The 21,980-nt window shown below is 39.1% G+C and carries 17 protein-coding genes and 1 tRNA gene (1 of these 18 only partly in view); 10 read left to right on the top strand and 8 right to left on the bottom strand.

Features of this window, described 5'->3' with window-relative positions:
* Positions 1-88: 88 nt before the first annotated feature.
* From CRI9333_RS19335 to CRI9333_RS19320, 4 genes are all read left to right on the top strand, one after another.
* On the top strand, positions 89-976 hold the full coding sequence (locus CRI9333_RS19335; RefSeq protein WP_015204856.1) for an alpha/beta fold hydrolase: 888 nt from the start codon (positions 89-91) through the stop codon (positions 974-976).
* A 586-nt stretch (positions 977-1,562) separates the two neighbouring features.
* Positions 1,563-2,777, top strand: coding sequence for an ABC transporter substrate-binding protein (locus CRI9333_RS19330; RefSeq protein ID WP_015204855.1), 1,215 nt, complete (start codon positions 1,563-1,565; stop codon positions 2,775-2,777).
* A gap of 120 nt (positions 2,778-2,897) precedes the next feature.
* Positions 2,898-4,079 carry an ABC transporter substrate-binding protein gene (locus tag CRI9333_RS19325; protein WP_232229356.1) on the top strand — a complete coding sequence of 394 codons (1,182 nt, stop codon included), beginning with the start codon at positions 2,898-2,900 and terminating at the stop codon, positions 4,077-4,079.
* 15 nt (positions 4,080-4,094) lie between these two features.
* Positions 4,095-5,045: a branched-chain amino acid ABC transporter permease gene (locus CRI9333_RS19320; RefSeq protein WP_015204853.1), complete on the top strand. Its 951-nt coding sequence runs from the start codon at positions 4,095-4,097 to the stop codon at positions 5,043-5,045.
* A gap of 37 nt (positions 5,046-5,082) precedes the next feature.
* Here CRI9333_RS19320 and CRI9333_RS19315 read toward each other — a convergent pair whose 3' ends face one another.
* Positions 5,083-5,961, bottom strand: a complete 879-nt coding sequence (locus CRI9333_RS19315; RefSeq protein ID WP_015204852.1) for an MBL fold metallo-hydrolase — start codon at positions 5,959-5,961, stop codon at positions 5,083-5,085.
* A gap of 541 nt (positions 5,962-6,502) precedes the next feature.
* Here CRI9333_RS19315 and CRI9333_RS19310 point away from each other — a divergent pair.
* Positions 6,503-7,999, top strand: coding sequence for an aromatic ring-hydroxylating dioxygenase subunit alpha (locus tag CRI9333_RS19310; RefSeq protein ID WP_015204851.1), 1,497 nt, complete (start codon positions 6,503-6,505; stop codon positions 7,997-7,999).
* A gap of 63 nt (positions 8,000-8,062) precedes the next feature.
* On the opposite strand, the gene CRI9333_RS19305 is transcribed toward CRI9333_RS19310, so the two are convergent.
* On the bottom strand, positions 8,063-8,776 hold the full coding sequence (locus tag CRI9333_RS19305; RefSeq protein WP_015204850.1) for a hypothetical protein: 714 nt from the start codon (positions 8,774-8,776) through the stop codon (positions 8,063-8,065).
* A gap of 464 nt (positions 8,777-9,240) precedes the next feature.
* Between CRI9333_RS19305 and CRI9333_RS19300 the strand changes: the two genes are divergently transcribed.
* Complete coding sequence (locus CRI9333_RS19300) at positions 9,241-10,437, top strand: MFS transporter (protein WP_015204849.1); 1,197 nt, start codon at positions 9,241-9,243, stop codon at positions 10,435-10,437.
* A 36-nt stretch (positions 10,438-10,473) separates the two neighbouring features.
* Here CRI9333_RS19300 and CRI9333_RS19295 read toward each other — a convergent pair whose 3' ends face one another.
* Complete coding sequence (locus tag CRI9333_RS19295; RefSeq protein ID WP_015204848.1) at positions 10,474-11,436, bottom strand: aldo/keto reductase; 963 nt, start codon at positions 11,434-11,436, stop codon at positions 10,474-10,476.
* A 171-nt stretch (positions 11,437-11,607) separates the two neighbouring features.
* The gene (locus tag CRI9333_RS19290) at positions 11,608-12,927 is read right to left on the bottom strand and encodes an MFS transporter (protein WP_015204847.1); all 1,320 of its coding nucleotides are present in this window, start codon (positions 12,925-12,927) and stop codon (positions 11,608-11,610) included.
* Between the two features lie 319 nt (positions 12,928-13,246).
* Between CRI9333_RS19290 and CRI9333_RS19285 the strand changes: the two genes are divergently transcribed.
* On the top strand, positions 13,247-13,789 hold the full coding sequence (locus tag CRI9333_RS19285; RefSeq protein WP_015204846.1) for a DUF3172 domain-containing protein: 543 nt from the start codon (positions 13,247-13,249) through the stop codon (positions 13,787-13,789).
* A gap of 15 nt (positions 13,790-13,804) precedes the next feature.
* On the opposite strand, the gene CRI9333_RS25155 is transcribed toward CRI9333_RS19285, so the two are convergent.
* On the bottom strand, positions 13,805-15,130 hold the full coding sequence (locus CRI9333_RS25155; protein ID WP_015204845.1) for an AMIN domain-containing protein: 1,326 nt from the start codon (positions 15,128-15,130) through the stop codon (positions 13,805-13,807).
* Positions 15,131-15,612: 482 nt separating this feature from the next.
* Here CRI9333_RS25155 and CRI9333_RS19275 point away from each other — a divergent pair, with 482 nt between their 5' ends.
* A complete protein-coding gene (locus tag CRI9333_RS19275; protein ID WP_157462356.1) occupies positions 15,613-16,965 on the top strand; it encodes a sensor histidine kinase in 1,353 nt (450 codons plus the stop codon).
* Positions 16,966-17,224: 259 nt separating this feature from the next.
* Here CRI9333_RS19275 and CRI9333_RS19270 read toward each other — a convergent pair whose 3' ends face one another.
* On the bottom strand, positions 17,225-18,190 hold the full coding sequence (locus tag CRI9333_RS19270; RefSeq protein WP_015204843.1) for an aldo/keto reductase: 966 nt from the start codon (positions 18,188-18,190) through the stop codon (positions 17,225-17,227).
* 204 nt (positions 18,191-18,394) lie between these two features.
* On the opposite strand from CRI9333_RS19270, the gene CRI9333_RS19265 reads away from it, so the two are divergent.
* Both CRI9333_RS19265 and CRI9333_RS19260 read left to right on the top strand, forming a co-directional pair.
* Entirely contained in the window at positions 18,395-19,687 is a 1,293-nt protein-coding gene (locus CRI9333_RS19265; RefSeq protein ID WP_015204842.1) for a dicarboxylate/amino acid:cation symporter, read from the top strand.
* 96 nt (positions 19,688-19,783) lie between these two features.
* Positions 19,784-20,368 (top strand): DUF1802 family protein, encoded by a 585-nt coding sequence (locus CRI9333_RS19260; RefSeq protein ID WP_015204841.1) that lies wholly within the window; start codon positions 19,784-19,786, stop codon positions 20,366-20,368.
* 22 nt (positions 20,369-20,390) lie between these two features.
* On the opposite strand, the gene CRI9333_RS19255 is transcribed toward CRI9333_RS19260, so the two are convergent.
* Positions 20,391-20,477, bottom strand: a tRNA-Ser gene (locus CRI9333_RS19255).
* A 55-nt stretch (positions 20,478-20,532) separates the two neighbouring features.
* Positions 20,533-21,980: the 3' portion of a ComEC/Rec2 family competence protein gene (locus CRI9333_RS19250; protein WP_015204840.1), read on the bottom strand. It continues 850 nt past the right edge of the window; the window shows 1,448 of its 2,298 coding nt (coding positions 851-2,298); its start codon lies beyond the right edge, outside the window; its stop codon occupies positions 20,533-20,535.

The raw sequence follows: 21,980 nt of genomic DNA, 5'->3' as shown, positions 1-21,980 counted from the left end.
ATTATTTGTTGGATAGGCTCTAAGTAGAAGTGTATTATGGGATTTTGTTAGCAGATATTTAACTTTACTAGCAGATCCTCGTTTTAAGATGGCTTTTATTCAAGTTCGCGACATTGAGCATTACTACGAATGGATTCCCGCACGTACCTCTTCTGATAAACCAGTGATGGTATTTTTACATGGTTGGGGTGGATCTAGTCGTTACTGGAATAGCACTGCTGAGGCTTTATCAGGTTCTTTTGATTGCCTCTTATATGATATGCGTGGGTTTGGACGTTCTCGTGCGGTTTCTGGCGTGGAATCACCTTTAGTAGAACATCCACCTACTACAAAAGCAGAATTTACTTATGAAATGGAAGAATATGCGGAAGATTTAGCTGGTTTATTGGATGCTTTAAATCTTCAGCGAGTTTATATTAATGCTCATTCAATGGGCGCTTCTGTAGCAACTTTTTTTCTGAATTTGTACCCAGAAAGGGTAGAGAAAGCAATTCTTACCTGTAGTGGTATTTTTGAATACGACGAAAAATCTTTTACCACTTTTCATAAGTTTGGTGGTTACGTTGTTAAGTTTCGTCCGCGTTGGTTATACCAACTGCCTTACATGGATAAGATGTTTATGCAGCGATTTTTACATCGCCCTTTACCTCGTGATATTAGTCGTGCTTTCTTAGAAGATTTTTTACTAGCCGATTGTAAGGCAGCTTTAGGGACTATGGTTACTTCTGTTAGTAAGAAAGCGGCGGAAGTGATGCCTGGTGAGTTTGCTCAGATTAAAGTTCCTACGCTCTTGGTTGCTGGAGAACATGACATTATTATTCCAGCAGCGATGGGAAGACAGGCGGCAAGTTTAAATGATTTTGTGGAGTATTTTGAGATTCCTAATACTGCCCATTTTCCGATGTTGGAAGATGCAGAAACTTATCTGAGTAAGGTAAGAGAGTTTTTAGGGATTAAAGATGCTGTGAGTGTTTAAAGTAGAACCCCACCCCCAACCCCTCCCCGCTTGCAGGGAGGGGAGTTTGATTTTAGGCGTTATTTGGTAAACAGAAAACGTATCTGGATTTTTCTGCAACTTATTTTTTAGTCAATTAGGAAAATAGCTAGGTATTGACACTCTCCCGTCAAGCTTGCGCTGTGACTGGAGATTCTTGCTTCATTGAGAAATGCTTTTGATGCAAGCACCAAGTAGTCCTACTTCCTCTCCACAAGCTTGAAATCCCGTATGCCCTACGGTATGGATGATATTTTGCCTTCACTACTTGTCCTAGTTTTGTTGCTTGGTTTTCACAACTAAAGGAGGTTCATTTGACTGATATTACTTTACCACAAAATCCTGTCCGCAATTCATCTCGCCACCAACCCAGTACAGTGTGGTGGGAGTCCTAGAGACGGTTGAAGGATAGGTAGATAGTAAGGAAAAATAGCGATCGCGCCCGTTAGTCAGTTAATTGGCTCTACGAGTGTCAGAAACTTGCTGTCCACTACCTTTATATGTTAACTATGGTTACTGGCATAGGATAAATAAAATATCCACATAGACATCTATCTATTGACTGATTATGAAAATTCCTACTTTTCTTGCCTCTAGACTGTTACTTGTCTTAGCCTTATTAATAACAAGCTGTAGTAACAACTCTACAACTCCCACAGCAGGTTCCTCTGCAAGTACAGGTTCCTCTAGTGGTATTCCTATAGGTGTCGCCTTAGCATTAACTAGCAACGTTGCTTTACTTGGTCAAGAAGGTGTAGCTGGTGCGAAAATTGCTGAAAAATACTTTAACGACAAAGGCGGTATTGACGGCAAACCAATAAAATTGGTTGTTCAAGATACTGGTGGAGATGAAGCAGGAACAATCAACGCATTTCAAACCCTGATTACTCAAAATAAAGTAGTTGGTATAGTTGGTCCCACACTATCGCAGCAGGCATTTAGTGCTGACCCCATTGCCGAACGTTCTAAAGTTCCCGTAATTGGACCATCCAACACCGCTAAAGGCATCCCAGAAATTGGCGACTACATAGCGCGTGTCTCAGCACCAGTTTCTATTGTTGCCCCTAACTCAGTTAAAGCAGCCCTTAAGATTAACCCCAATATTAAAAAAGTAGCTGTTTTTTACGCACAAAATGACGCTTTTAACAAGTCAGAAACCGAAATATTCCAGCAGACAGTAAAAGATCAAAAACTAGATTTAGTAACAGTTCAAAAGTTTTTAACAACTGACACAGATTTTCAATCCCAAGCAACTAACGCTATTAACCTTAAGCCGGATTTAATCATCATTTCTGGACTAGCAACAGACGGCGGTAACTTAGTCAAGCAACTACGTGAACTAGGATACAAAGGTTTAATTATTGGTGGTAATGGTTTTAATACCTCTAATATATTTTCTGTATGTAAAAATCTTTGTGAAGGCGTTCTTGTTGCTCAAGCTTATAGCCCTGAACATCCTGGGGAAATTAATAAAGCCTTCCGCGCTGCTTATGTTAATCAATATAAGAAAGAACCACCTCAATTTAGCGGACAAGGTTTTGCTGCTGTGCAAGTCTTTGTAGAAGCCCTGCAAGATCTGAATAAAAAAACTGATGTCAGTAAAATGCCATTAGCTGAATTACGCACACAACTTAACAAACAACTGTTAACTAAAAAGTATGATACCCCTTTAGGCGAAATTGCCTTTACACCCGTAGGTGATGTTATTCAGAAACAGTTTTACGTTGCCCAATTAAAGGTAGATCCTAACGGCAATAATGGTAAGTTTGAGTTTATCAAGTAAAGTTAATTCTTCAAAACTCTTAAGAATTCCGAACTCAAAATTAATTTTAGGGGGCTATCTCCCTATTTTATTTCTCCACCAGTATTTGCAAATTTTGCCAGCATTTTAATGAATCAATCCATGACCTATCCAGCTATTTTTGTAGGAATATTAGCTGTATCGCTATCTAGTTGTAGCCAGGGAAAAATTGGCAATTCTGCACAAACAACAGCTATTTCTATAGGGATAGCTGTTGCACAAACCAGCAATATTGCTTTAATTGGTCAGGAACAAGTTGCTGGTGCTAAACTTGCTGAAAAATATTTCAATGATCAAGGCGGGGTTAACGGAACCCCAATCAAGTTAGTATTTCAAGATGCTGGAAAAGATGAAGCAGGAGCAATCAATGCTTTTCAAAACTTGATTACTAAAAATAATGTAGTTGGGATAATTGGCCCCACCACCTCGCAGCAAGCTTTTAGTGCTGCGCCAATTGGCGATCGCGCAAAGATTCCAGTTATAGGGCCTTCTACTATTGCTAAAGGAATTCCAGAAATTGGTGAATATGTTTCCCGTGTTGCAGCAGATGCAACTGTTGTTGCCCCAAATGCAGTAGCAGCAGCACTGAAAATTAATCCTAAGTTAAAGAAGGTAGCAGTTTTGTATGCTCAAGATCAAGAGGCGTTAGTATTTGAAGCAAAAGTTTTTCAACAAGCAATTAAACAAAGAAAGCTTGATTTAGTCAGCCTGCTAAAATTTCAGTCAACTGATACAGATTTTCAGACCCAAGCGACTCAAACCATTAATTCTAAACCCGATTTAGTAATTATTTCTGGCTTGACTACAGATGGAGGTAATTTAGTTAAACAGATTAGAGAACTAGGTTATCAAGGCTTAATTATTGGTGGAAATGGCTTAAATACATCTAATATATTTTCTGTATGTAAGAAAATGTGCGATCGCATTTTAGTTGCACAAGCTTATAGCCCTAATTACAATAATAAAATTAACAATATTTTTCGCAATGAGTATAAAAATCAATACCAGAAAGAACCACCACAGTTTAGCGCCCAAGCTTTTACGGCTGTACAGGTATTAGTAGAGGCACTGAAAGCAGTAGATCAGAAAACTAAAATTAATACCTTACCATTAGCACAACTGCGGACAGCTTTAAATCAGCAAGTCTTACGAGGAAAGTACGAAACACCTTTAAGTCAAATATCTTTTACTCCCAAAGGTGACATAATTCAAAGAGATTTTTATGTAGCGCAAATAAAAATGGATAGTCAAGGTAATAATGGTAAGTTTGAGTTTTTGAAGTAGGTTTCAATATTAATAATGGATATAACACTATTTTTACAACAATTCTTAAATGGTTTATCAATTGGTACTGTCTATGCAATCTTTGCATTAGGATATACTCTAGTATTTTCTATTCTAGGAATTATTAATTTTGCTCACGGTGCAATTTTTACTGTTGGTGCGTATTTTACCTACGCACTCATGGGGGGACAATTTGGTTTTAATGGATTACTAGCTAATGCCAAGTTACCCCTACAATTACCCTTTGCATTAGCTTTAATTGTAGGAAGTACACTAGCTGGATTGCTAGGAGTAGCAATTGAAAGAATCGCTTTCCGTCCTTTACGCAATCGACAATCTGATTCGCTGCTAACAGTTGTTTCTAGCTTAGGTGTAGCATTAGTTATTGTTAATTTAATCCAATATTTAGTAGGGGCAGAAAATTATACTTTCCCTTCAAATACTTATGGTAATTTACCTGCTGCAATCAACTTTGGAACTTCAGATAAACCAATTCCGATTCGTAGTGTTCAAGTAGTTATTTTTGGAGTATCGGTAGTAATTCTGGGAATTCTGACATTTTTTATTAATCGCACTAAATTTGGTAAGGCGATGAAAGCTGTAGCAGAAGATCCAATTACGGCTAGTTTACTGGGAATTAATACAGATTTTTTTATTATACTGACCTTTTTTGTAAGTAGTTTCTTAGCTGGGTTGGCAGGAACATTAGTAGGTTCAAGCGTGAGTATCGCAGGTCCTTATTTTGGGATTGCCTTTGGATTAAAAGGTTTAGCAGTAATTGTTTTGGGAGGTTTAGGAAGTATCCCTGGTGCAGTGTTAGGCGGGTTAGTTATTGGGTTAGTAGAAGCATTTGTTCCAGCAGATTATTCTGCTTATAAAGATGCTGTAGCTTTTGGTATTTTGTTTGTTATGTTGTTGGTTAAACCCGAAGGTTTGCTAGGAAAGAAATTTATTCAGAAGGTATAACACCGATTTTTTGCCTTAAATTGATAATTGAATTCTTTTAATTGCCAACAGATTCCATCCAAGCTATACATTGCTGCATTTGGTGTTCTATTGTTTGTTTATCGGCATGAAACCGTCTGCCATGTCCTGGTAGTACCCATTCAAAGGCATATTTAGCTAAATGACACATTGATTTAAGCTGTTCTTCCCAGGAATACCAGCACACCTGCTGGAAGGCAATAAGATGATTGAGTACAGGCGACCAAGCAAGATGATCGCCACTAAAGAGAAATTTTTGATTATATAACAGCACAGTATGACCTTTAGTATGCCCTGGAACTGGGATAATTAGCAGGTTTGGAGCAAATTGTGCTGGCTCAAAATTAGTTAATTGAATTTCTACGTCACGAGTATCATTATTGATCTCGTTAGTGTGGAGAATGCGATCGCACCCAAAATGCTCTCTAAACTTGCGATGATCTGCGACATCATCTCTATGAGTCAAGTACATATACTTAACTCCACCCATCTCTTCCAATCGTTTCACCAGTGGCGGCGCAAAGCGGGGAGAATCTACTAAAATATTGCCATCCGAGTTATGAATTAAATAACTTGCGGCTCCGTAAGAATTTTCAGCATGGTAGCCACAATGATAAACATTATCTTCTATTAAGATGGGAAAACTTTGGTGAGCAACTTTAATATCTTGAGGTTTCTCAACAGTGCCAATTGAAGCAGTGGGGCAAGATAGTAATGCTTGCATAGCGTTTAAGCGTTCTGCATCGTTAGCTGGTTGATCATAAACTGCTGATTGTTCATCAACACGCTCAAACACTTCTGGAGCCATCCACCGACAAGTATCGCAATCAATGCAGGTAAAATCTACATAAAAATTGCCATTAACATTTTTAGGGTGACGTTGATTAAGATTAGCCATTTTTTACACCAGCCACAATTTTTATTTGATATTATGACTATTATAATTAAATAATTTGATATTGTATAAGCGAACTAGCGGATTAATAGAGGCTTATGATATTGGTTAAATGTAATTTTAATGATTTCGTGCTTTTTTCTAAGTATTTAATTTTTTGTCTGAAGTTTAAAATAAAATAAATATTAATTTTTATTGCAGAATACAGTTCAAATTATTTTTATAAATGTTTGATCGCATTGCTACATCCTCCTTAAAGTAAAATTTACTAATATAATGAGATGGCTCTTTTATCCCAGATCAAGCTGGGAAAAAAGAACTTTTTCACCAGCTATTACGTTTTATCAGTAGAAATTCACAGTTGTTGATCTTTGAAAAAATTAAGCTTAAATAAATATTTCATTGTGGTAAAATACAAGCTTTTAATAAAAAAATACAATAAATTTAAAATTGTTGTTATTAGTAAACTGTCTACTCAATTTTGCTACATTTCTAAAAGTTGTTACCCTAACAGAGGTAATCACAATAGGTTATAGAAGTAGTTATGACTATCGAGATTAATCTGCCAGGAAATATACCAGACACCGTTGAACAATGGCAGCAGGAACCACAAACTTTCCAGTGGACAAAGCAGTGGTATCCAGTAGCAGTTGTTGAATTTCTTGAGCCATCTCGTCCCCATGCCATTGAGCTACTCGGAAAAAATCTAGTCTTGTGGCGAGATGGTACTGAAACATGGCGTTGCTTTGAAGATTATTGCCCTCATCGACTTGTCCCACTCTCTGAAGGTCGTGTAGAACCTGACGGCACACTTTTATGTGCTTACCATGCTTGGCGATTTGATTCTAATGGTAATTGTGTCAGCATTCCTCAATCAAAAGACAAAGAAACTGAAGCTAAAAACTGCTCCAGCCCCAAAGCGTGTGCTATTGCTTATCCAACTCAAGAACGTCAGGGTTTATTGTGGGTATGGGCAGAGTCAGGAACTCAGGCGCAATTAGAAAGTCAGTTGAACTCACCGTGCCTCATTCCAGAGCTAGAAGAAAATTCCGATAGAGTAGTCAAGATGGCTTGGAGTATCCGTGACCTCCCCTATGGTTGGGACTTTTTCATGGAAAATGTGGCAGACCCCGCCCATGTACCTGTCTCCCATCATGGTATTGTCGGCAATCGTTATCAGGATGCTAAGTATTACGACATGATTCCTATACGGAAAATGTCTACCCAATCTGGCTTTTCTTTTGAAATTGTGCCTGTTCCAGGAAATCTTGTTCAAGCTGTCCACGACTTTCAGCCGCCTTGTCAGATGAGAATTGTCTCCACTGCTACTGATGGCGGTCAGCTAATCTTAGCTTTATATGCCATCCCAACCCGCCCTGGATGGTGTCGTAATATCAGTTGTCAGGTGTTAGTCAAAAATGAAGCAGGAAAATCGCCTTCTGGTTTGGCATTCTTTGCATTACCGATGCCGACTTGGTTAGGTCATGTACTAGGTTCGCTGTTTTTGCACCAAGATTTAGTATTTCTCCATTATCAAGAAAAGATTATCTCTCAACGCTCCCAAGGTAAATGGCTAAACGCTGTCTATACCCCTAATCCTCAAGATAAGATGGTGATTGCTTTTCGTCAGTGGTTAGAACAGAAAGCTGGCGGTGGTATTCCTTGGGCTAATGGCTGTAAGGAGTTACCTGCGGCTGAACAAGACAAACAGAAGCTGTTTGATGTATGGGCAACACATACCCAAAATTGTCGGGTTTGTCAAAGTGCTTTGAAAACAATTAATCGCCTAACTGTGGTGACTTATCTGGCTGCTATTGTATGTCTGATTGTGGGCGTAATAGCAGATGCACGGGCGGTAGCGGTTAAGACTGCTTTAGTTGCCGTAGGACAAACAACTACTTCTGTTTTGAGTTTTATCCCACCTGCTGAATTCTGGTGGGCGCTGGGTGGCGCAATTTTATTGGCAACAGTTGGGTATCTGCTCAATAAATTCAGTCGGTTGTTCTATGTTTATCAGTTTGAACATTCCCACAATGATTAGAATATCAATGTTTCTAATAGTTGTTTATTTGTCAGAGGGCATTTTCTCTACTAGGAGCGAAAACTACAGCCGCAGTTGAGCCACAACTTTTGATAAATGAGGTTGAAAACCACGTAACTGTGCGGTATTTTTAAAGGTTCCGGTTTCGCCACTTGGATCAAAAGCTGTTTTGATTACATAAAGTGTTTTACCATCAAAGGCAACATAGCTAATGTGTTGTTCTTGTAAACTTCCATTGTGTTGTCTACCTATGAACCCATAACGCAAGCCAGACAAATTTCCTACTGCTACTGCTTTTGGGTTTGTAGGCGAAAAGGTATATTTGCTGCTATACCCAATTTGCCTGTCTTTAGCAATCACAGCATAATGGTTAGCTACCCAAGCGTGTAGTGCTGTTAAAATCTGTCCTTTATATTTGGGATTTTGATAGTTAGTTTTCCCTACGGGGATACCCGCATCAGCTAACATTTTCTGGAAATCAGGCAGTGTGCTAATAGGATAACGTGCCATCTCTACAGTGCCTGCCAATTTACCTTTTTCGCTAACACATAGTAAAGGTGCATTGCCTGAACAAGGATATACACGCCAGTTATTCCCAATAGTCCTGGCTTTGAGTGCGTTTTTCCAAATATTACCTGTCGTAGAGTTGAAGCTTAGAGTTGTTGGTGGAGTATTAGCTATAGCTTTAAGCTGCATATTCTCATACAAAGATGTGCCAACAACGAATGTAATGGTTAAAAAAGCTAAACTTTGTGGGAGTTGTTTTGATTTAAGCATTTGTACCTGTATACAAAATAATTTATAAAAAACATCTCAATTTTTCAGTCATGCAGCTAAAGGAAAGCAAGTAGATGTTTTACTTTTAAGTAAATCAAGAGTTATGCCACAGATTCCGCAAATAGTTTGAGTTGTGATTGGGTTTATAGATAAAATGAATGTTTGCACATCACTCTATTGGGTGAATTAGCTGGAGGATGCGATCGCGCATCTTCAAAAAAATATTTTTAACCCACCTGGGATAAAATTAAAGTAGATAAATTGTTGATAAATTAAGCTTTTATTACTCCAAACCCTCCCACAGCAATCTTAGGGTAAATAAGATAATAAAACAATTGAATAATGTAGTTTATTGAAATAATATTTTCAACTTCTAGTTACTCTTTCACTCTTTGGAATTATGAGATTTAGCACAACAGCCATCTATGCTGAACAATTAACTATTCTGTTGTGCTAGTTATTATATGCCTGATAGTCATCAACAAATAAACGGCGAATATTCTCCTCGCTTGGGTTTAATTGTAGCCTTTTATGCTTTTATCGCCATCGGGATGGGAGAAGGCGGGTTAGGTGTTCTACTACCTTCTATTATGACCTCCTTCCATCTGACTCCTGCAACAGTAACATGGCTATTTTTAAGTCAGATTACAGGCTATATCGTGGCGGCATTTAGTAGCAGTATAATTAGCAATCACATCGGGTTAGCTCGAATGTTGCTGCTGGCATCAATTTTATTAAGCGGGGCTTTAATTGTTTACGCCAGTACACCAGTTTGGGGGGTTATGGTAATTACTGGTACAGCTTTGGGATTGGGAATAGGTTTAATTGATGCAGGTATCAATACTTATATTGTTAATGATGCTCGTCACTCGCATTTCATCGGAGTATTGCATGGTTTCTATGGAACAGGAGCATTACTAGACCCTGCTATAGCTACAACTTTATTAGGAATAAATCTACATTGGCGCATAGTTTATGTTGTGTTTGCCAGCGTTGTGGGACTGTTATCGGCGGTTTTGATTTGGGTGATTAAAATAGATTATCAACCTCTTACTCACCAAGTAACGGTATCTGGTGGAGATGCTAGGGCAAATCTGCGTACTGCTCTTGGCACGCCTACTGTATTGATATCAGGTTTCTTTTTATTGGTTTATGTCGGGACTGAGGTGGCAATAGGTAACTGGGCTTATAGTGTTCAAACTATCAGTCGTAACACGCCTCTAATTATTGCGGGTTACAGTGTGAGTGCTTACTGGATGGGCTTGACGATTGGGCGGATGGGAATGGGATATGCGATTAAATATCTTGGAACTATACGTCTGCTAGACTTTTCGCTAACTTTGCTAACCGTCGGGGCGCTCAGTTGGTGGTTATTACCAGAGCAAGTTTTGAGTTTGCCTCTATTGGGATTAGCTCTAGCTGCTATCTTTCCCACGACAATCTTGCTTGTGCCACAACGGGTAGCTATGCCTTTAGTACCAGCGACAATTGGCTTTCTTAGTAGTGTTGCTAGTTTCGGGGCTGCGACTATTCCCAGTGGTCTTGGCTTTGTTGCTAACTCAATGGGTTTGTCGATTATTCCCATAATGATGTTACCTTTAGCAGCGTTGATGATGCTATTACATCGCTGGTTGGTATCCCATCCATTTAGCAAGGTCTAATAATGGATAATTGCTAATAAGCTCGCGCGATCGCTCTCACGCTTGCATCAATTGCTGAATGCGCTGTGGCTCTTCTCCCAGCCAATCAGGATTTTTGGCTGTGCCATCATAAATTGATGATGTTTTGAATGGCTCAAACTCACCCCTTGCTCCAGCTTGTACCGTTTTAGCTAACAGATTTTGCACAATTTGATCATTCATGGGCTGGAATGTCCGCACAGCTTCAAATGCTTGGTCAAGAATCTCCATACTGTCAATTCCTGTAATCACAACTGATGTTGGTAGATTCAGGGCATAGTGTAGACACTCAATTGGCGTGACTGTATTTGAGCGTAAAGCAATGCCGTTAGCCATGCTTTTCATCCCCAGAATGCCGATGTTTTGTTTCACAAGTTCTGGGACAACTAATTTTTCAAAGCTGCGGTAGTGGGCATCCATTACACTTAAGGGCATTTGCACGGCATCAAACTTAAAGCCGTAATTGGCTGCAACTTCCAGCATATGCAAATGAATCTGGGGGTCTTTATGCCCAGTAAAACCTATGTATCTGAGCTTACCAGCTTCACGCGCCTCAACTAAAGCAGCATTTGCGCCTTCAGGGTCAAATACTCGATGGGGGTCTTCGTAGCGGATAATTTCGTGGTGCTGGACGAGATCGATACAATCAACTTGCAGGCGTTGTAATGACTCGTCTAGCTGTTTGGTCGCTTCTCTATAGGTTCGACCATCAATTTTTGTCATCAGGAATACTTTGTCTCGGTAGCCATCCTTAAGGGCTTTTCCCATGCGGATTTCACTCTTACCACCGTTGTAATCCCAACTGTTATCCATAAATGTGATGCCGCGATCAATCGCTGTGCGAACGATGCGGATAGCCAGTTGTTCCGATACGTGACTCAAACTCAGATGCCAACCACCCAATCCAATCGCGGAAACTTTTTCTCCTGTACTGCCGAGAGTTCGATAGAGCATTTCTGAGTTTGAGGCACTTCCTGACATATATTCTCCTAGCTTGCCAGCTATTGCTTAATTACATACAGCTATGAGCCAATTCAAATGTAAGGAAACGTTTGCAACATCTTCCTACAGACACAACTGGGTGTTGGCAATTTATACAAGGTAAGATCAATAGTTGATTTGATGCGTTATGCAAGATATTTTGCACACTCATTACTTCAAATCTAAGTTTAATTTAGTTTCCTCAATAGTATCTCCCAAACGATAACCTTGAAAAATTACTGCACCTAATACAACTATTACGGCTGCTACTAAAAACACTAATCTTACACCTAATGAAGCTGTAGTTGTATAACCATAAACAGTCAAAATATACGGTACAATTAACGTTGCTAGAGCTAATCCCATTCCTGATGATAAGGAAAATGCTCCATAATATAACGCTTCACGACGCTGTTTAGTCAATAATTCATCGTAATCAACAACACTCGCCATCAGCGCAAACATTAAGATTAAATAACCGCCTAAAAATGGTGCTAGAACAGATAAAATAACTAAAGTTTGAATAGTTGTATTGACTTCTGGGATTAAGCCTACGGTAAACATCAAGCTGGAAGTTATTGCTAAACCTATTAATGCCACCATGCTTAAATAACGATGAGGATATATTTTAGCTAGCCAATTCCACATCGGCGCAGCCAACATCATCGCGATCACAACAACACCCTGAAATAAACTAACATTTGTTTCTGGCTTTCCTAATACCACTGTGACAAAATAAGGTAAGTTGGCTAACAGCATGGCATAAGCAGTCTGCACTATCAACGTAGATAAACTCAGAATAATAAATTGATTATTTTTCCAAATGTTACTCAGATTTGCTGAAAATTTTGTGCTGTGAGATTTTGTTTGTGCTTGTTCTTTAAATCCTAACAGTGTGAGCAAAACAGAAATGATTAAAATTACACCTACTACCAAACTCATCCATACTGCACCAAACCGCTCAAAAAGTGGTGCTGCTGCGATCGCACCAATCAATACTCCAAGTGTACCAAAAATATTTTTCCACATACTCAAGCTAACACGCTCTGTGGGCGTAGCTGCCATTTCTGGTAAGCTACTATCATAAGGAATTGTAATTAAACTTAGGCTAGTATAAAAAGCTACTGTAAAGAACAAAAAGTAGCAGCCATTAACAATCCCTGAACTAAATGTAGGTGGAGTCCACAATAACAATAAAGTAATTACAGTAACAGGAGTAGCAAATATTAAAAAAGGTCTTCGGCGACCCCAAGGAGTATGAGTTTTATCGCTCCAATGCCCAATTAGTGGATCTATTACAGCATCCCAAAACCGTCCTAGTGTTAGCAAAATTCCCACTAAAGTAATATCTAAGTATTGAGGGCGACCCGAATCAGGGGGCGGCGACCAAAAATAAAGCAACCAAGTTGATACTGTTGTACTCACAATATTTAGCCCGATAGAAGTACAACTGTAAAGTAGTTTTTCTTTTAAAGAAAGTAAGTTAGTCATTGAGCAATTATTTGTATGATTAGCTAGCCTGTAATACTGCCTTGGGACGGTAATTATTTCCAGAGTGGGCTTCTAGCGGCTGATGCTATTAAGCTAGTTCACCACAGCTAAGGTAAAACTTGAACAGTTAAGTGTAACTGTTGCTGGTAGCCAATATAGTCAAAGAACTTTTATCGCTCGATAGGTTAAATCCGATAACTTTTTTGTCAAAAGTTCAAGTAATTGCTAGCGTAAAATATTTAATGCAACATCTTGGCATACTGGAAGAGGGATAGTGAGAACTACACCCATCCCAGTCGGTGAAATATAAGCGCACACAATGAAACGTAAATCAAAATACTCCGAGCCTCCAACTGGTGCTAGTAAATCCCCCTTTGGCAAATCTTCCCCTTTTAACTACACCTCATTGGCAATTCTAGGGGGTGTGTTTATTTTGGGTATTGGCGTTGGCATTGCTTTTAGCTCCACAGCCACTTTAGACAACAAAAACGTTGCTTCCCGTGACTATTTTGACCAAATGGCTCCAAATCCAGAAATCTGCGTTCAGTATGGAGCCAGCGCGATGGTAATGGATACACGCCTGTTTGTGACACTAAACCCTTTTAACGTATATATATCTCAACCGAGTATGCGCCCTGGGTGTGTGTTACGCACTAATAACTGGTCACTTTTGGAGCAAAGAAAATTAGTTACATCAGATCAAGTGCGGGATTGTAAACAAAGAATGAACACCTTTGGTTTTACTGGGGTTTTGGAGGCTTCACCAGACATTAGTTGCATTTATCAAAACGATGCTGCTAAAAATTTCTTCCAAAATCAACCAGGCGCAGTTGCACCTCCTTCCGAATCTAATAATTTCTAAGCTGTTAACTAATTACTAATTCAAGCTATAACTCAAATTCTGCATTAGTTGGACTGGCACGATTTGACCAATTTTAATTGTTGTATTTTGGGAGGTATTAAAATAATTAGTGGGTGCATCTCCCCAAGTATATGTGGGGGGTAGAGCATTCTGAGAAATTGGTTGATTGCTATTTAAGCTACCTGACTGGGCGAGTATTGGTAGATTACGTTGACCAATAATCATACTTTGAGCAATAAAGCGACTACCATTGCGATCGCTTTGGAAACTTCCAAAAATTGGTGTACCTACAGGAAGAATGACTTTACCATTGCGATCGCGCACTTCCTCTTGTAGCAGCAACACTTCTCGTTGGAGCATTCCAGCTTGCAAAATTAAATCACTTGCACCTGTATAAAGTAGATTTAATTGAGTGCCTGCTGGTAATACGTATGGCAGGTTAGTACCATAATTTGCTGCCTGTGAGGTATTAACAGAATTGATATTAGTTTGAGGGGTTTGGCTTACCGCTCTATTTGAGCTAAGTGCAGAGGAATTAAAATTTCTTGGCAGTGCGATCGCGCTACCTTGTCTTACTGGTGGTAATGGTAGTTTCTGACCAAATTCAACCACTGAATTTGGCGTTGCTGTTGGTATAGATGTAGATATTACCCCTGTACCATCTGAAAAATATGGCAAAGTTCTTTCAGGAATTTGATTATTTGGAAATATTGGTGTTGGTAAATTTATTGATGACGTTCTTGCAGGCGGTAAAGTATTTGATCCACCAAAAATATTTAGCGGTGGTACCTGAACTGACGGTGTTTGTGGACTGGTCAATGTAGCTGGTGGCAATATACTTAACGGGGTGCTTGGTCGTCTGACATTGGAAGATCCTGTTGTTCCAGCAATCAACGAGCGCAATACCCACCGCTCTCCATTGGATGCTGGAGGTAAAATAAGCTGCACTTGTTCTGGTGTCAAAACAACTTGTGGTGATAACTCTAAAATAATCGTTGTTAGATTAGATTGTGACCTGAATAATTGAATAGCGCGTACTGCACCTGAATAAGTTTGTTGTGTTTGTAATGTTCCTAACTGCGTATTAGGTAAATCGATCACAATCCGAGTTGGTTGAGACAACAGGGAATAGCGGGGAAGCGTTGCTTGATCTAAATTAATTTCCAACTGATTTGTCGTTGGGTCAAATTTCCATCCAATAAGATTAGCAGCTTGAGCTAACTGCTCGGAAAAGCCAACTGGGCTAACAGCTATTAAACCAGCAAGGCTCCAAGTTTTCACCAAACTCGCCAAATACCTAAATCCCCAAAATTGCACTTTTAACTGTAAGTGAAAGTTCATTTTTACTCCTCAATAGTTATTAAGTTAAGTAATTTTTTTATAAAAGTCAATTTATCGTGTATTTTGCCTATGTAAATCCTCTTCTCCCTATTCATGGGGAAAGGCTTGGCAATATAATTTTAGGTTTAATTACTTTAATTTACTTCCCGCCAATCAAAAAACGTAATAATTATTACCCTTTCAACTTTATCTTTTTTTTACGCCCCCCAATGTTCTGTGATCTATGTCACACTTAAACTTATAACTACTCACAATAAAAATCAAATAAATATCACAAACAAGTTAAGCTTGATCTCACTTAAACCAAAGAGTTCCATCACTTAGAACTTTCCGAATAAGTGAAATAATACCAGAAATAGGTAAATAAATTCTATTTGTATTTTCTTTTTTAAAGGGCGATCGCTAGCACATTCCTGTCTACAAATTAATAAAGATTTGTCAAGATGTGCTACAAACCCTAATAATTAAAGTGGGTATAAGCAGTGAAAATCACTAATCTAGAGATAGGAAATAAATTTCTGGAGTTCCAGCGTGTGGAGATAGCATTGCAGCCAGCCGAAGAAAAATATCGCAGTATGTTTGAAAATGCCGTTGAGGGTATGTTTCAGAGGACACCCGACGGTCGCTATCTCTTAGCTAACCCAGCGCTAGCAAAGATTTATGGCTACGAATCCTCAGCACACTTGCTGATGTATCTCACAAATATTGACCGTCAGTTTGTTGATTCGCAACGACATCAACAGTTTATCGAGCTTATAGAGCAAAATGAGCAAGTTTGTGGATTTGAATCTCAAGTTTATCGCCAAGACGGTAGCGTCATTTGGATTTCTGAAAGTGCAAGGGCTGTACGCGATCAAAATGGTGTTTTGATTTATTGTGAAGGCTTTGTTACAAAAATACAAGAACGAAAATTAGCCGAAGAAAAATGGCTGCAATTAGAAAAAAAATTTCAACGGCAATCTGAGGAACTGCAAGCTAGTCGTGAGAAACTACATAAAATTGAGTTTCAGCTAATTCATAGTGAAAAAATGTCCAGTATCGGACAAATGGTTGCTGGTGTTGCTCACGAAATTAACAATCCCGTTACATTTGTTTGTGGTAATCTCCTCCATGCTGGTCAATATGCTGAAGATTTATTAAACTTACTAAAACTTTACCAACAGCACTATCCTCAACCCGCGCCTGAAATTGAAGAAGAAATAGAGGCACTGGATTTGGATTTTCTCAGAGTAGACTTTCGCAAAACCTTATCTTCAATGCAAATGGGTGCCGATCGCATCCGCCAAATTGTTCATTCCCTACGAAACTTCTCGCGGATGGATGAAGCGCAGATGAAGCCAGCTAATATTCAGGAAGGTATAGATAGTACGCTGCTAATTCTTAACAACCGCACAAAACCAAAAGGACAAAACCCTGGGGTGAATATTATAAAAAAATATGAAGAACTACCTCTAGTTAGATGCTACGCCGAACTTTTAAATCAAGTATTTATGAATCTTTTATCTAATGCTATTGACGCTTTAGAGGAGTACAACGAAATAAGACTAGAAAATCAACTACAGCTAAATCCTAGTACTATTACAATTAGCACAGAAATAATTAATTCGGAATGGGTAGCAATTAAAATAGCTGATAATGGCGCTGGAATGCCAAAACAAGTAAAAGAACAAATATTTAACTCTTTTTTTACCACTAAACCAATAGGTAAAGGTACAGGATTAGGTTTGTCAATTAGCCATCAAATCGTTGTAGAAAAACACGGTGGCAACCTCAAATGTATTTCTGCCCCCGATCAAGGCACAGAATTTATTATAGAAATTCCACTTAATGCTTGAAGCTTATAAAAATAATTATTATCAAATAAAATTTACCTTTAAATAAATTGATTAACAAGAATATGCGTAGGGGCGGGTTGACAGATCAAACTTGTTATTGATAAATATCTTAATTTAACCCGCCCTGACAATTCAATCGGTTTTATTACGGGTAATTTAATTTAAGGGACATTATATTACATAAAAATAGGGAATTTTTAAATAACTTTTAATAAAAAGCATCCCAAGCTCTAATTAAAACTTGGGTAAGCTTAGTTTACTAAAAATTCCATTCCCACATAACTGCGCCATCATCTAAATGCTCGGTAACGATGCGTCCAATAGCATCAATTTCCTTGAGTTCATCACTAGATAATTTAACAACAGCCGCTTGTGCGTTTTGTGCTACTTGTTCAGCATTACGTGCGCCTGCGATCGCATTCGCTTGTGGTTGAGCAATCAACCAAGCTAAAGCTAACTGAGCTAGGCTACACTGATGGCTTTCTGCAATTGGACGCAGCTTGCTTAAAGCTTGTTGCGCTCGTTCATAATTTTCGCCCTTAAATAATTTATTATCAGCGCGATTATCACCTTTCTCAAACTTGTGACCAGATTTAAACTTACCTGTTAATAATCCTTGTGCTAACGAAGAATAAGCAATGATAGAAATATTGTTTTCAACGCAATAAGGCATAGCATCTTTTTCCACCCCCCTCCAAAAGAGCGAATAAGGTGGTTGTAAACTATCAATGCGCCCATATTTAGCTGCTTCTTCTAGCTGGGAACGCGAAAAGTTAGAAACCCCAATTGCCCGAATTTTCCCCTGTTGCTTTAACTCATTCAGGGCGCTCATTGTTTCTTGAATAGGGACTATTGGATTATTAAAACTACCAGAAGGCCAATGGATTTGGTAGAGATCAATATAGTCAGTTTTGAGATTTTTGAGAGAGCGATCGCACGCTTCCATCACTTGGTCATACTTAAGATGATTAGCAAACACCTTACTTGCATAAACTACCTGATCTCGCACATCAGCTAAAGCTGTCGCCAAAATTTGCTCAGAATGACCTTCTCCATAAACTTCTGCCGTATCAAACGTAGTAATTCCAGCATCAAAAGCTGCCCGCATAGCTTTAATCGTGTCAGAATCTTCAATTCCTACCCACATCCGTTTGCCAGCTTGCCAAGTACCCATAATAATTGGGGTAATTTGGATTTGGGAAGTGCCGAGCGATCGTTTTTCCATTCTTAACTCCTAAGCTTTAGCAGTAAATAGTTACCAGTTTTATCTTTGGGTAACAACTTACGCATCCCCCACTGTATGTATGCGCCACTACTTACTGATTTATTCTTCTCGTCTTTGAAATTTAAATAATCACAACATATCACTTGACGATCTGAAGTTATTTGCTCATGCTAAGTGACAACTACAAACGCTAAAACACTGAGCATGAGTAACCCTGAAAACAAAAATCTTCCTTTGTGGAAGCGTATTCCCCTCTACCTCCAGATTGTCATTGCCCTAATTTTTGCAGTTATCTTAGGAATTGTGTTAGGTGCTGGTCAACCTATTTTAGATAAAGAGCTAATTAACCACCTTGCAATTCCTAGCACATTAGTACTCAAAGCTTTACGCGCCCTAGCAACACCATTAATTTTATTAGCAGTATTGCACTCATTTCTTACAGCTAATATTCCTGGTAGATCAGGTCGCCGTCTAGCATTTTTGCTTTTTACCAATACCATTGTTGCAATTCTGATTGGTTTATTGGTTGCAAACGTTCTACGACCAGGAACTTGGGGGCGTATCGCTCCTCCCGAAACTACCGAAGCAGTCAACAAAACCCTCGATCCTTGGGGACTCCTGCAAGATACCATACCTGAAGCTATCCTCAAGCCACTGGTTGATAACAACGTTATTCAACTAATCTTCGTCGCTTTAGCATTTGGGATTGTTTTTAGAGCATTGAAAACACAGCAAATTGCTGAAGGTAAAACAGATTACCTAGCAATTGAGCAAGTAATTTCCATCTTGTTTGAAGCAGTTATACGAATTTTGCACTGGGTAATTGCCCTAGTACCTTTAGCAGTATTTGGAATCGTCGCTAAAACAGTTGCACTTCAAGGATTTGAACCATTTAAATCCCTCGGCGCTTTTATCATAGCTGTACTGGTTGCCCTATTCTTACAAGCTTGTTATTACCTAACCCGTGTTCACTTTGGTTCTTGGGTAACTCCAAAAAACTTTCTCATTGGTGGTTCCGATCCATTAATCACAGCTTTTTCTACTGCTTCTTCTACCGCAACAATGCCTATTACCTTTCAAGCTTTAATTGGAAAAATAGGTTTAAGAGAATCCTCTGCTTCTTTAGGTGCGCTAGTTGGCAGCAACTTTAATAACGACGGCACTGCCCTTTATGAGGCAATGTCTGCCCTATTTATTTCTCAAGTACTTAATTACAATCTATCCTTACCACAACAACTAATAGTTGTTCTAACATCTATTGTTGCTTCTGTTGGCGCTGCGGGTATTCCCGAAGCCGGATTAGTCACAATGACGCTAGTATTTTCAGCAGTTGGTTTGCCTACTCAGTACATTCTCTTGCTGATTACTGTAGATTGGTTTTTAGACAGATGCCGCACTGCCATTAACGTTATGGGAGATATGACTGTTAGTGCTTTAGTTGACGGAAAACAACAAAAAGCCAAGCTAGAGGAAGAATTTTTAAGTATAGAAACTTAAATTTGTTTAACCCCTCTCCATAAACGGGGAGGGTATTTATATTTGAGATAGTTTAACGTTAATCAACTTAGCAACAGAATTGAGAAATTTAAACTTATGGAATCACTCATTACTGATACAAATACTAGCCACGCATTAAAAGAATGGGCTGTTGCGGTTAATGCTTTGGAACAAGGTAAAACTATTATATTGCTACGCAAAGGCGGCATTAGTGAAGAAAGCAACCGCTTTAAAGTTGCTTACGATCATGTTTTGCTTTATCCTACCTATGAACATCAACAGCCACATTTGCTTAAACCTGAGTATGCTAATCAAGTTACGCCAGTAGCATCAGGTTGGCATCCAGAAACTATCCGTATAGGTAGTTGGGCTGAAATTACTGATATTTTTCAAGTAAGTGATGAGCAAACAGTTTCAGCATTGCTTCCTTATCATATTTGGAACGAGCAATTTGTGAGCGATCGCCTGAAATGGAAACCGCGTCAACCTCTTTATATACTGTTACTACGTGCTTACAAACTAGCACAACCGCAAGTTATTTCATACCGTCAAAAATACGGCGGTTGTAAATCTTGGATTGATTTATTAGAACCTATTTCCATTCAGGACAAAACTCCCGTTTTAACTAATGAGGAGTATTTAGAGCAAGTTGGGGAGATCCTACATATAATCAGGAAATAATTGGCATATCAAAATTTTTCAACGGAGAGGGTGGGATTTGAACCCACGTTGACCTTGCAGCCAAAACAGATTTCGAGTCTGCCGCATTCAACCACTCTGCCACCTCTCCAGAGTTTAGAGCATATCGCTATTTTACTGGCATCGAGGCAAAAATTACCAGTCTTTTAGAAAAACGAAGTATTATTATCTGTTACTTCCAGCGTCGGCTCAAACTCATCTCCAGGTGTCCACTGAATCGCACCATCTCGCCCAGTCCAGTAAAGCTTAATATTAGCCTTTTGCAAATTTAAGAGCGCCTCTGGATCAACTGTAGACGAAGAAGCGATCGCCACTCCTGGTTCCATAGCCTTTAACAAATCTAGCGTCAGCTTTCCCCCAGACCACCACAATACTTGAGGACGACGAGGCAAACCCTCACTGATAGCTACCTGCTTTTGTTCTTCTGGTGTTAACTCTGGTAATACTAACCAAACTTGATCACGGATTTGCAACTTGATTATCGGTGGTACAGCATTGAGTAGCTTAATCATTGTTGAGCCAAGAGGTGTATTTGTACCTACGGGTAAAGCTTGGTATACACCTTGACCACCTTTAACAGCGCCACCTATAACTGAACTAGCCTGATCTACTGTTTCATTGCCACTCACATCATAAAAACTTTTAACTGGTAAACGTTTCAATAACTTCAGCCAGCCACTTCTTAACTTAGGTTCCAAATCAATTGCCACAGCCCAATCAATTTGATTGACACCCTGCTGTTGCAGAAACGGTAGAACTGTAAAGTTAGCTGTGTCAGCATCACCACTATTAACCAGCGCAACCTTACCCTGGTCTTGAATTACCAAAACTGGCTGCCCGTCTGTCGCTAGTACCGTTGCTCTAAACAGAGTAGCTTGAGTTTCCCATATTGGTAACACTACTAATGCGATCGCCGCTATAAGAGCTAACCACCAACGTTTACTTAGCCAGCGACTCCACCAAACTAATACCATTAGCCCATAAATGGCGATCGCTTGCATGACAGAAATTTTGCCAATAGCAACAGAACTACCAGGAAGCCAACAGAAAAATTGAACTAACCCAATCAGCCAGTGAGTTGGATGATATAGCAACCATGCTGCCGAACTTCCACCCCAAGACCAAAATACTCCTAACAAAGCACTAATTACTCCACCGAGACTAATTAAAGCAATCAGAGGAGTAGAAATAATATTGACCGCAATACTATAAGTTGCGACTAAACCAAATACATATAGTTGCAATGGTAGCGTCCACAAAGCAGCAGCAACAGGAACAGCAACCAAAGATGCGATCGCAGGTGGCAGCCAATCCAATCGCTTCATCAAAGCAGGTACAGTAACCAATAATCCCAACGTTGCTAAAAAACTCAGTTGAAATCCTAAATCCCAAATCCATAAAGGATTCAATAACAGCAACAAACTAGCAGCAACTAGCAATAATCCAATTGGCTTAGTTTTACGTTGCATTATCAAAGCAACCAAAACTCCAAAACCCATCACTGCTGCACGCATCACCGAAGGCTGTACACCAGTTAAACCAACAAAAATTATTAAAGCAACTGTTCCAACAATAAATTGTACCCTTGCTGAAA

The sequence above is a fragment of the Crinalium epipsammum PCC 9333 genome (assembly GCF_000317495.1).
In the GTDB taxonomy this organism is placed as follows: Bacteria; Cyanobacteriota; Cyanobacteriia; order Cyanobacteriales; family PCC-9333; genus Crinalium; species Crinalium epipsammum.
The sequence above is the reverse complement of the archived record's forward strand: the minus strand, read 5'-3'. Positions and strand labels throughout refer to the sequence as shown.

Coding starts and splice junctions, on each gene's coding strand:
- CRI9333_RS19290 (WP_015204847.1), bottom strand. CDS start 12,927: ATGACTAACTTACTTTCTTTAAAAGAAAAACTACTTTACAGTTGTACT.
- CRI9333_RS19295 (WP_015204848.1), bottom strand. CDS start 11,436: ATGTCAGGAAGTGCCTCAAACTCAGAAATGCTCTATCGAACTCTCGGC.
- CRI9333_RS19335 (WP_015204856.1), top strand. CDS start 89: ATGGCTTTTATTCAAGTTCGCGACATTGAGCATTACTACGAATGGATT.
- CRI9333_RS19260 (WP_015204841.1), top strand. CDS start 19,784: ATGGAATCACTCATTACTGATACAAATACTAGCCACGCATTAAAAGAA.
- CRI9333_RS19265 (WP_015204842.1), top strand. CDS start 18,395: ATGAGTAACCCTGAAAACAAAAATCTTCCTTTGTGGAAGCGTATTCCC.
- CRI9333_RS19305 (WP_015204850.1), bottom strand. CDS start 8,776: ATGCTTAAATCAAAACAACTCCCACAAAGTTTAGCTTTTTTAACCATT.
- CRI9333_RS19320 (WP_015204853.1), top strand. CDS start 4,095: ATGGATATAACACTATTTTTACAACAATTCTTAAATGGTTTATCAATT.
- CRI9333_RS19315 (WP_015204852.1), bottom strand. CDS start 5,961: ATGGCTAATCTTAATCAACGTCACCCTAAAAATGTTAATGGCAATTTT.
- CRI9333_RS19300 (WP_015204849.1), top strand. CDS start 9,241: ATGCCTGATAGTCATCAACAAATAAACGGCGAATATTCTCCTCGCTTG.
- CRI9333_RS25155 (WP_015204845.1), bottom strand. CDS start 15,130: ATGAACTTTCACTTACAGTTAAAAGTGCAATTTTGGGGATTTAGGTAT.
- CRI9333_RS19310 (WP_015204851.1), top strand. CDS start 6,503: ATGACTATCGAGATTAATCTGCCAGGAAATATACCAGACACCGTTGAA.
- CRI9333_RS19330 (WP_015204855.1), top strand. CDS start 1,563: ATGAAAATTCCTACTTTTCTTGCCTCTAGACTGTTACTTGTCTTAGCC.
- CRI9333_RS19325 (WP_232229356.1), top strand. CDS start 2,898: ATGACCTATCCAGCTATTTTTGTAGGAATATTAGCTGTATCGCTATCT.
- CRI9333_RS19270 (WP_015204843.1), bottom strand. CDS start 18,190: ATGGAAAAACGATCGCTCGGCACTTCCCAAATCCAAATTACCCCAATT.
- CRI9333_RS19285 (WP_015204846.1), top strand. CDS start 13,247: ATGAAACGTAAATCAAAATACTCCGAGCCTCCAACTGGTGCTAGTAAA.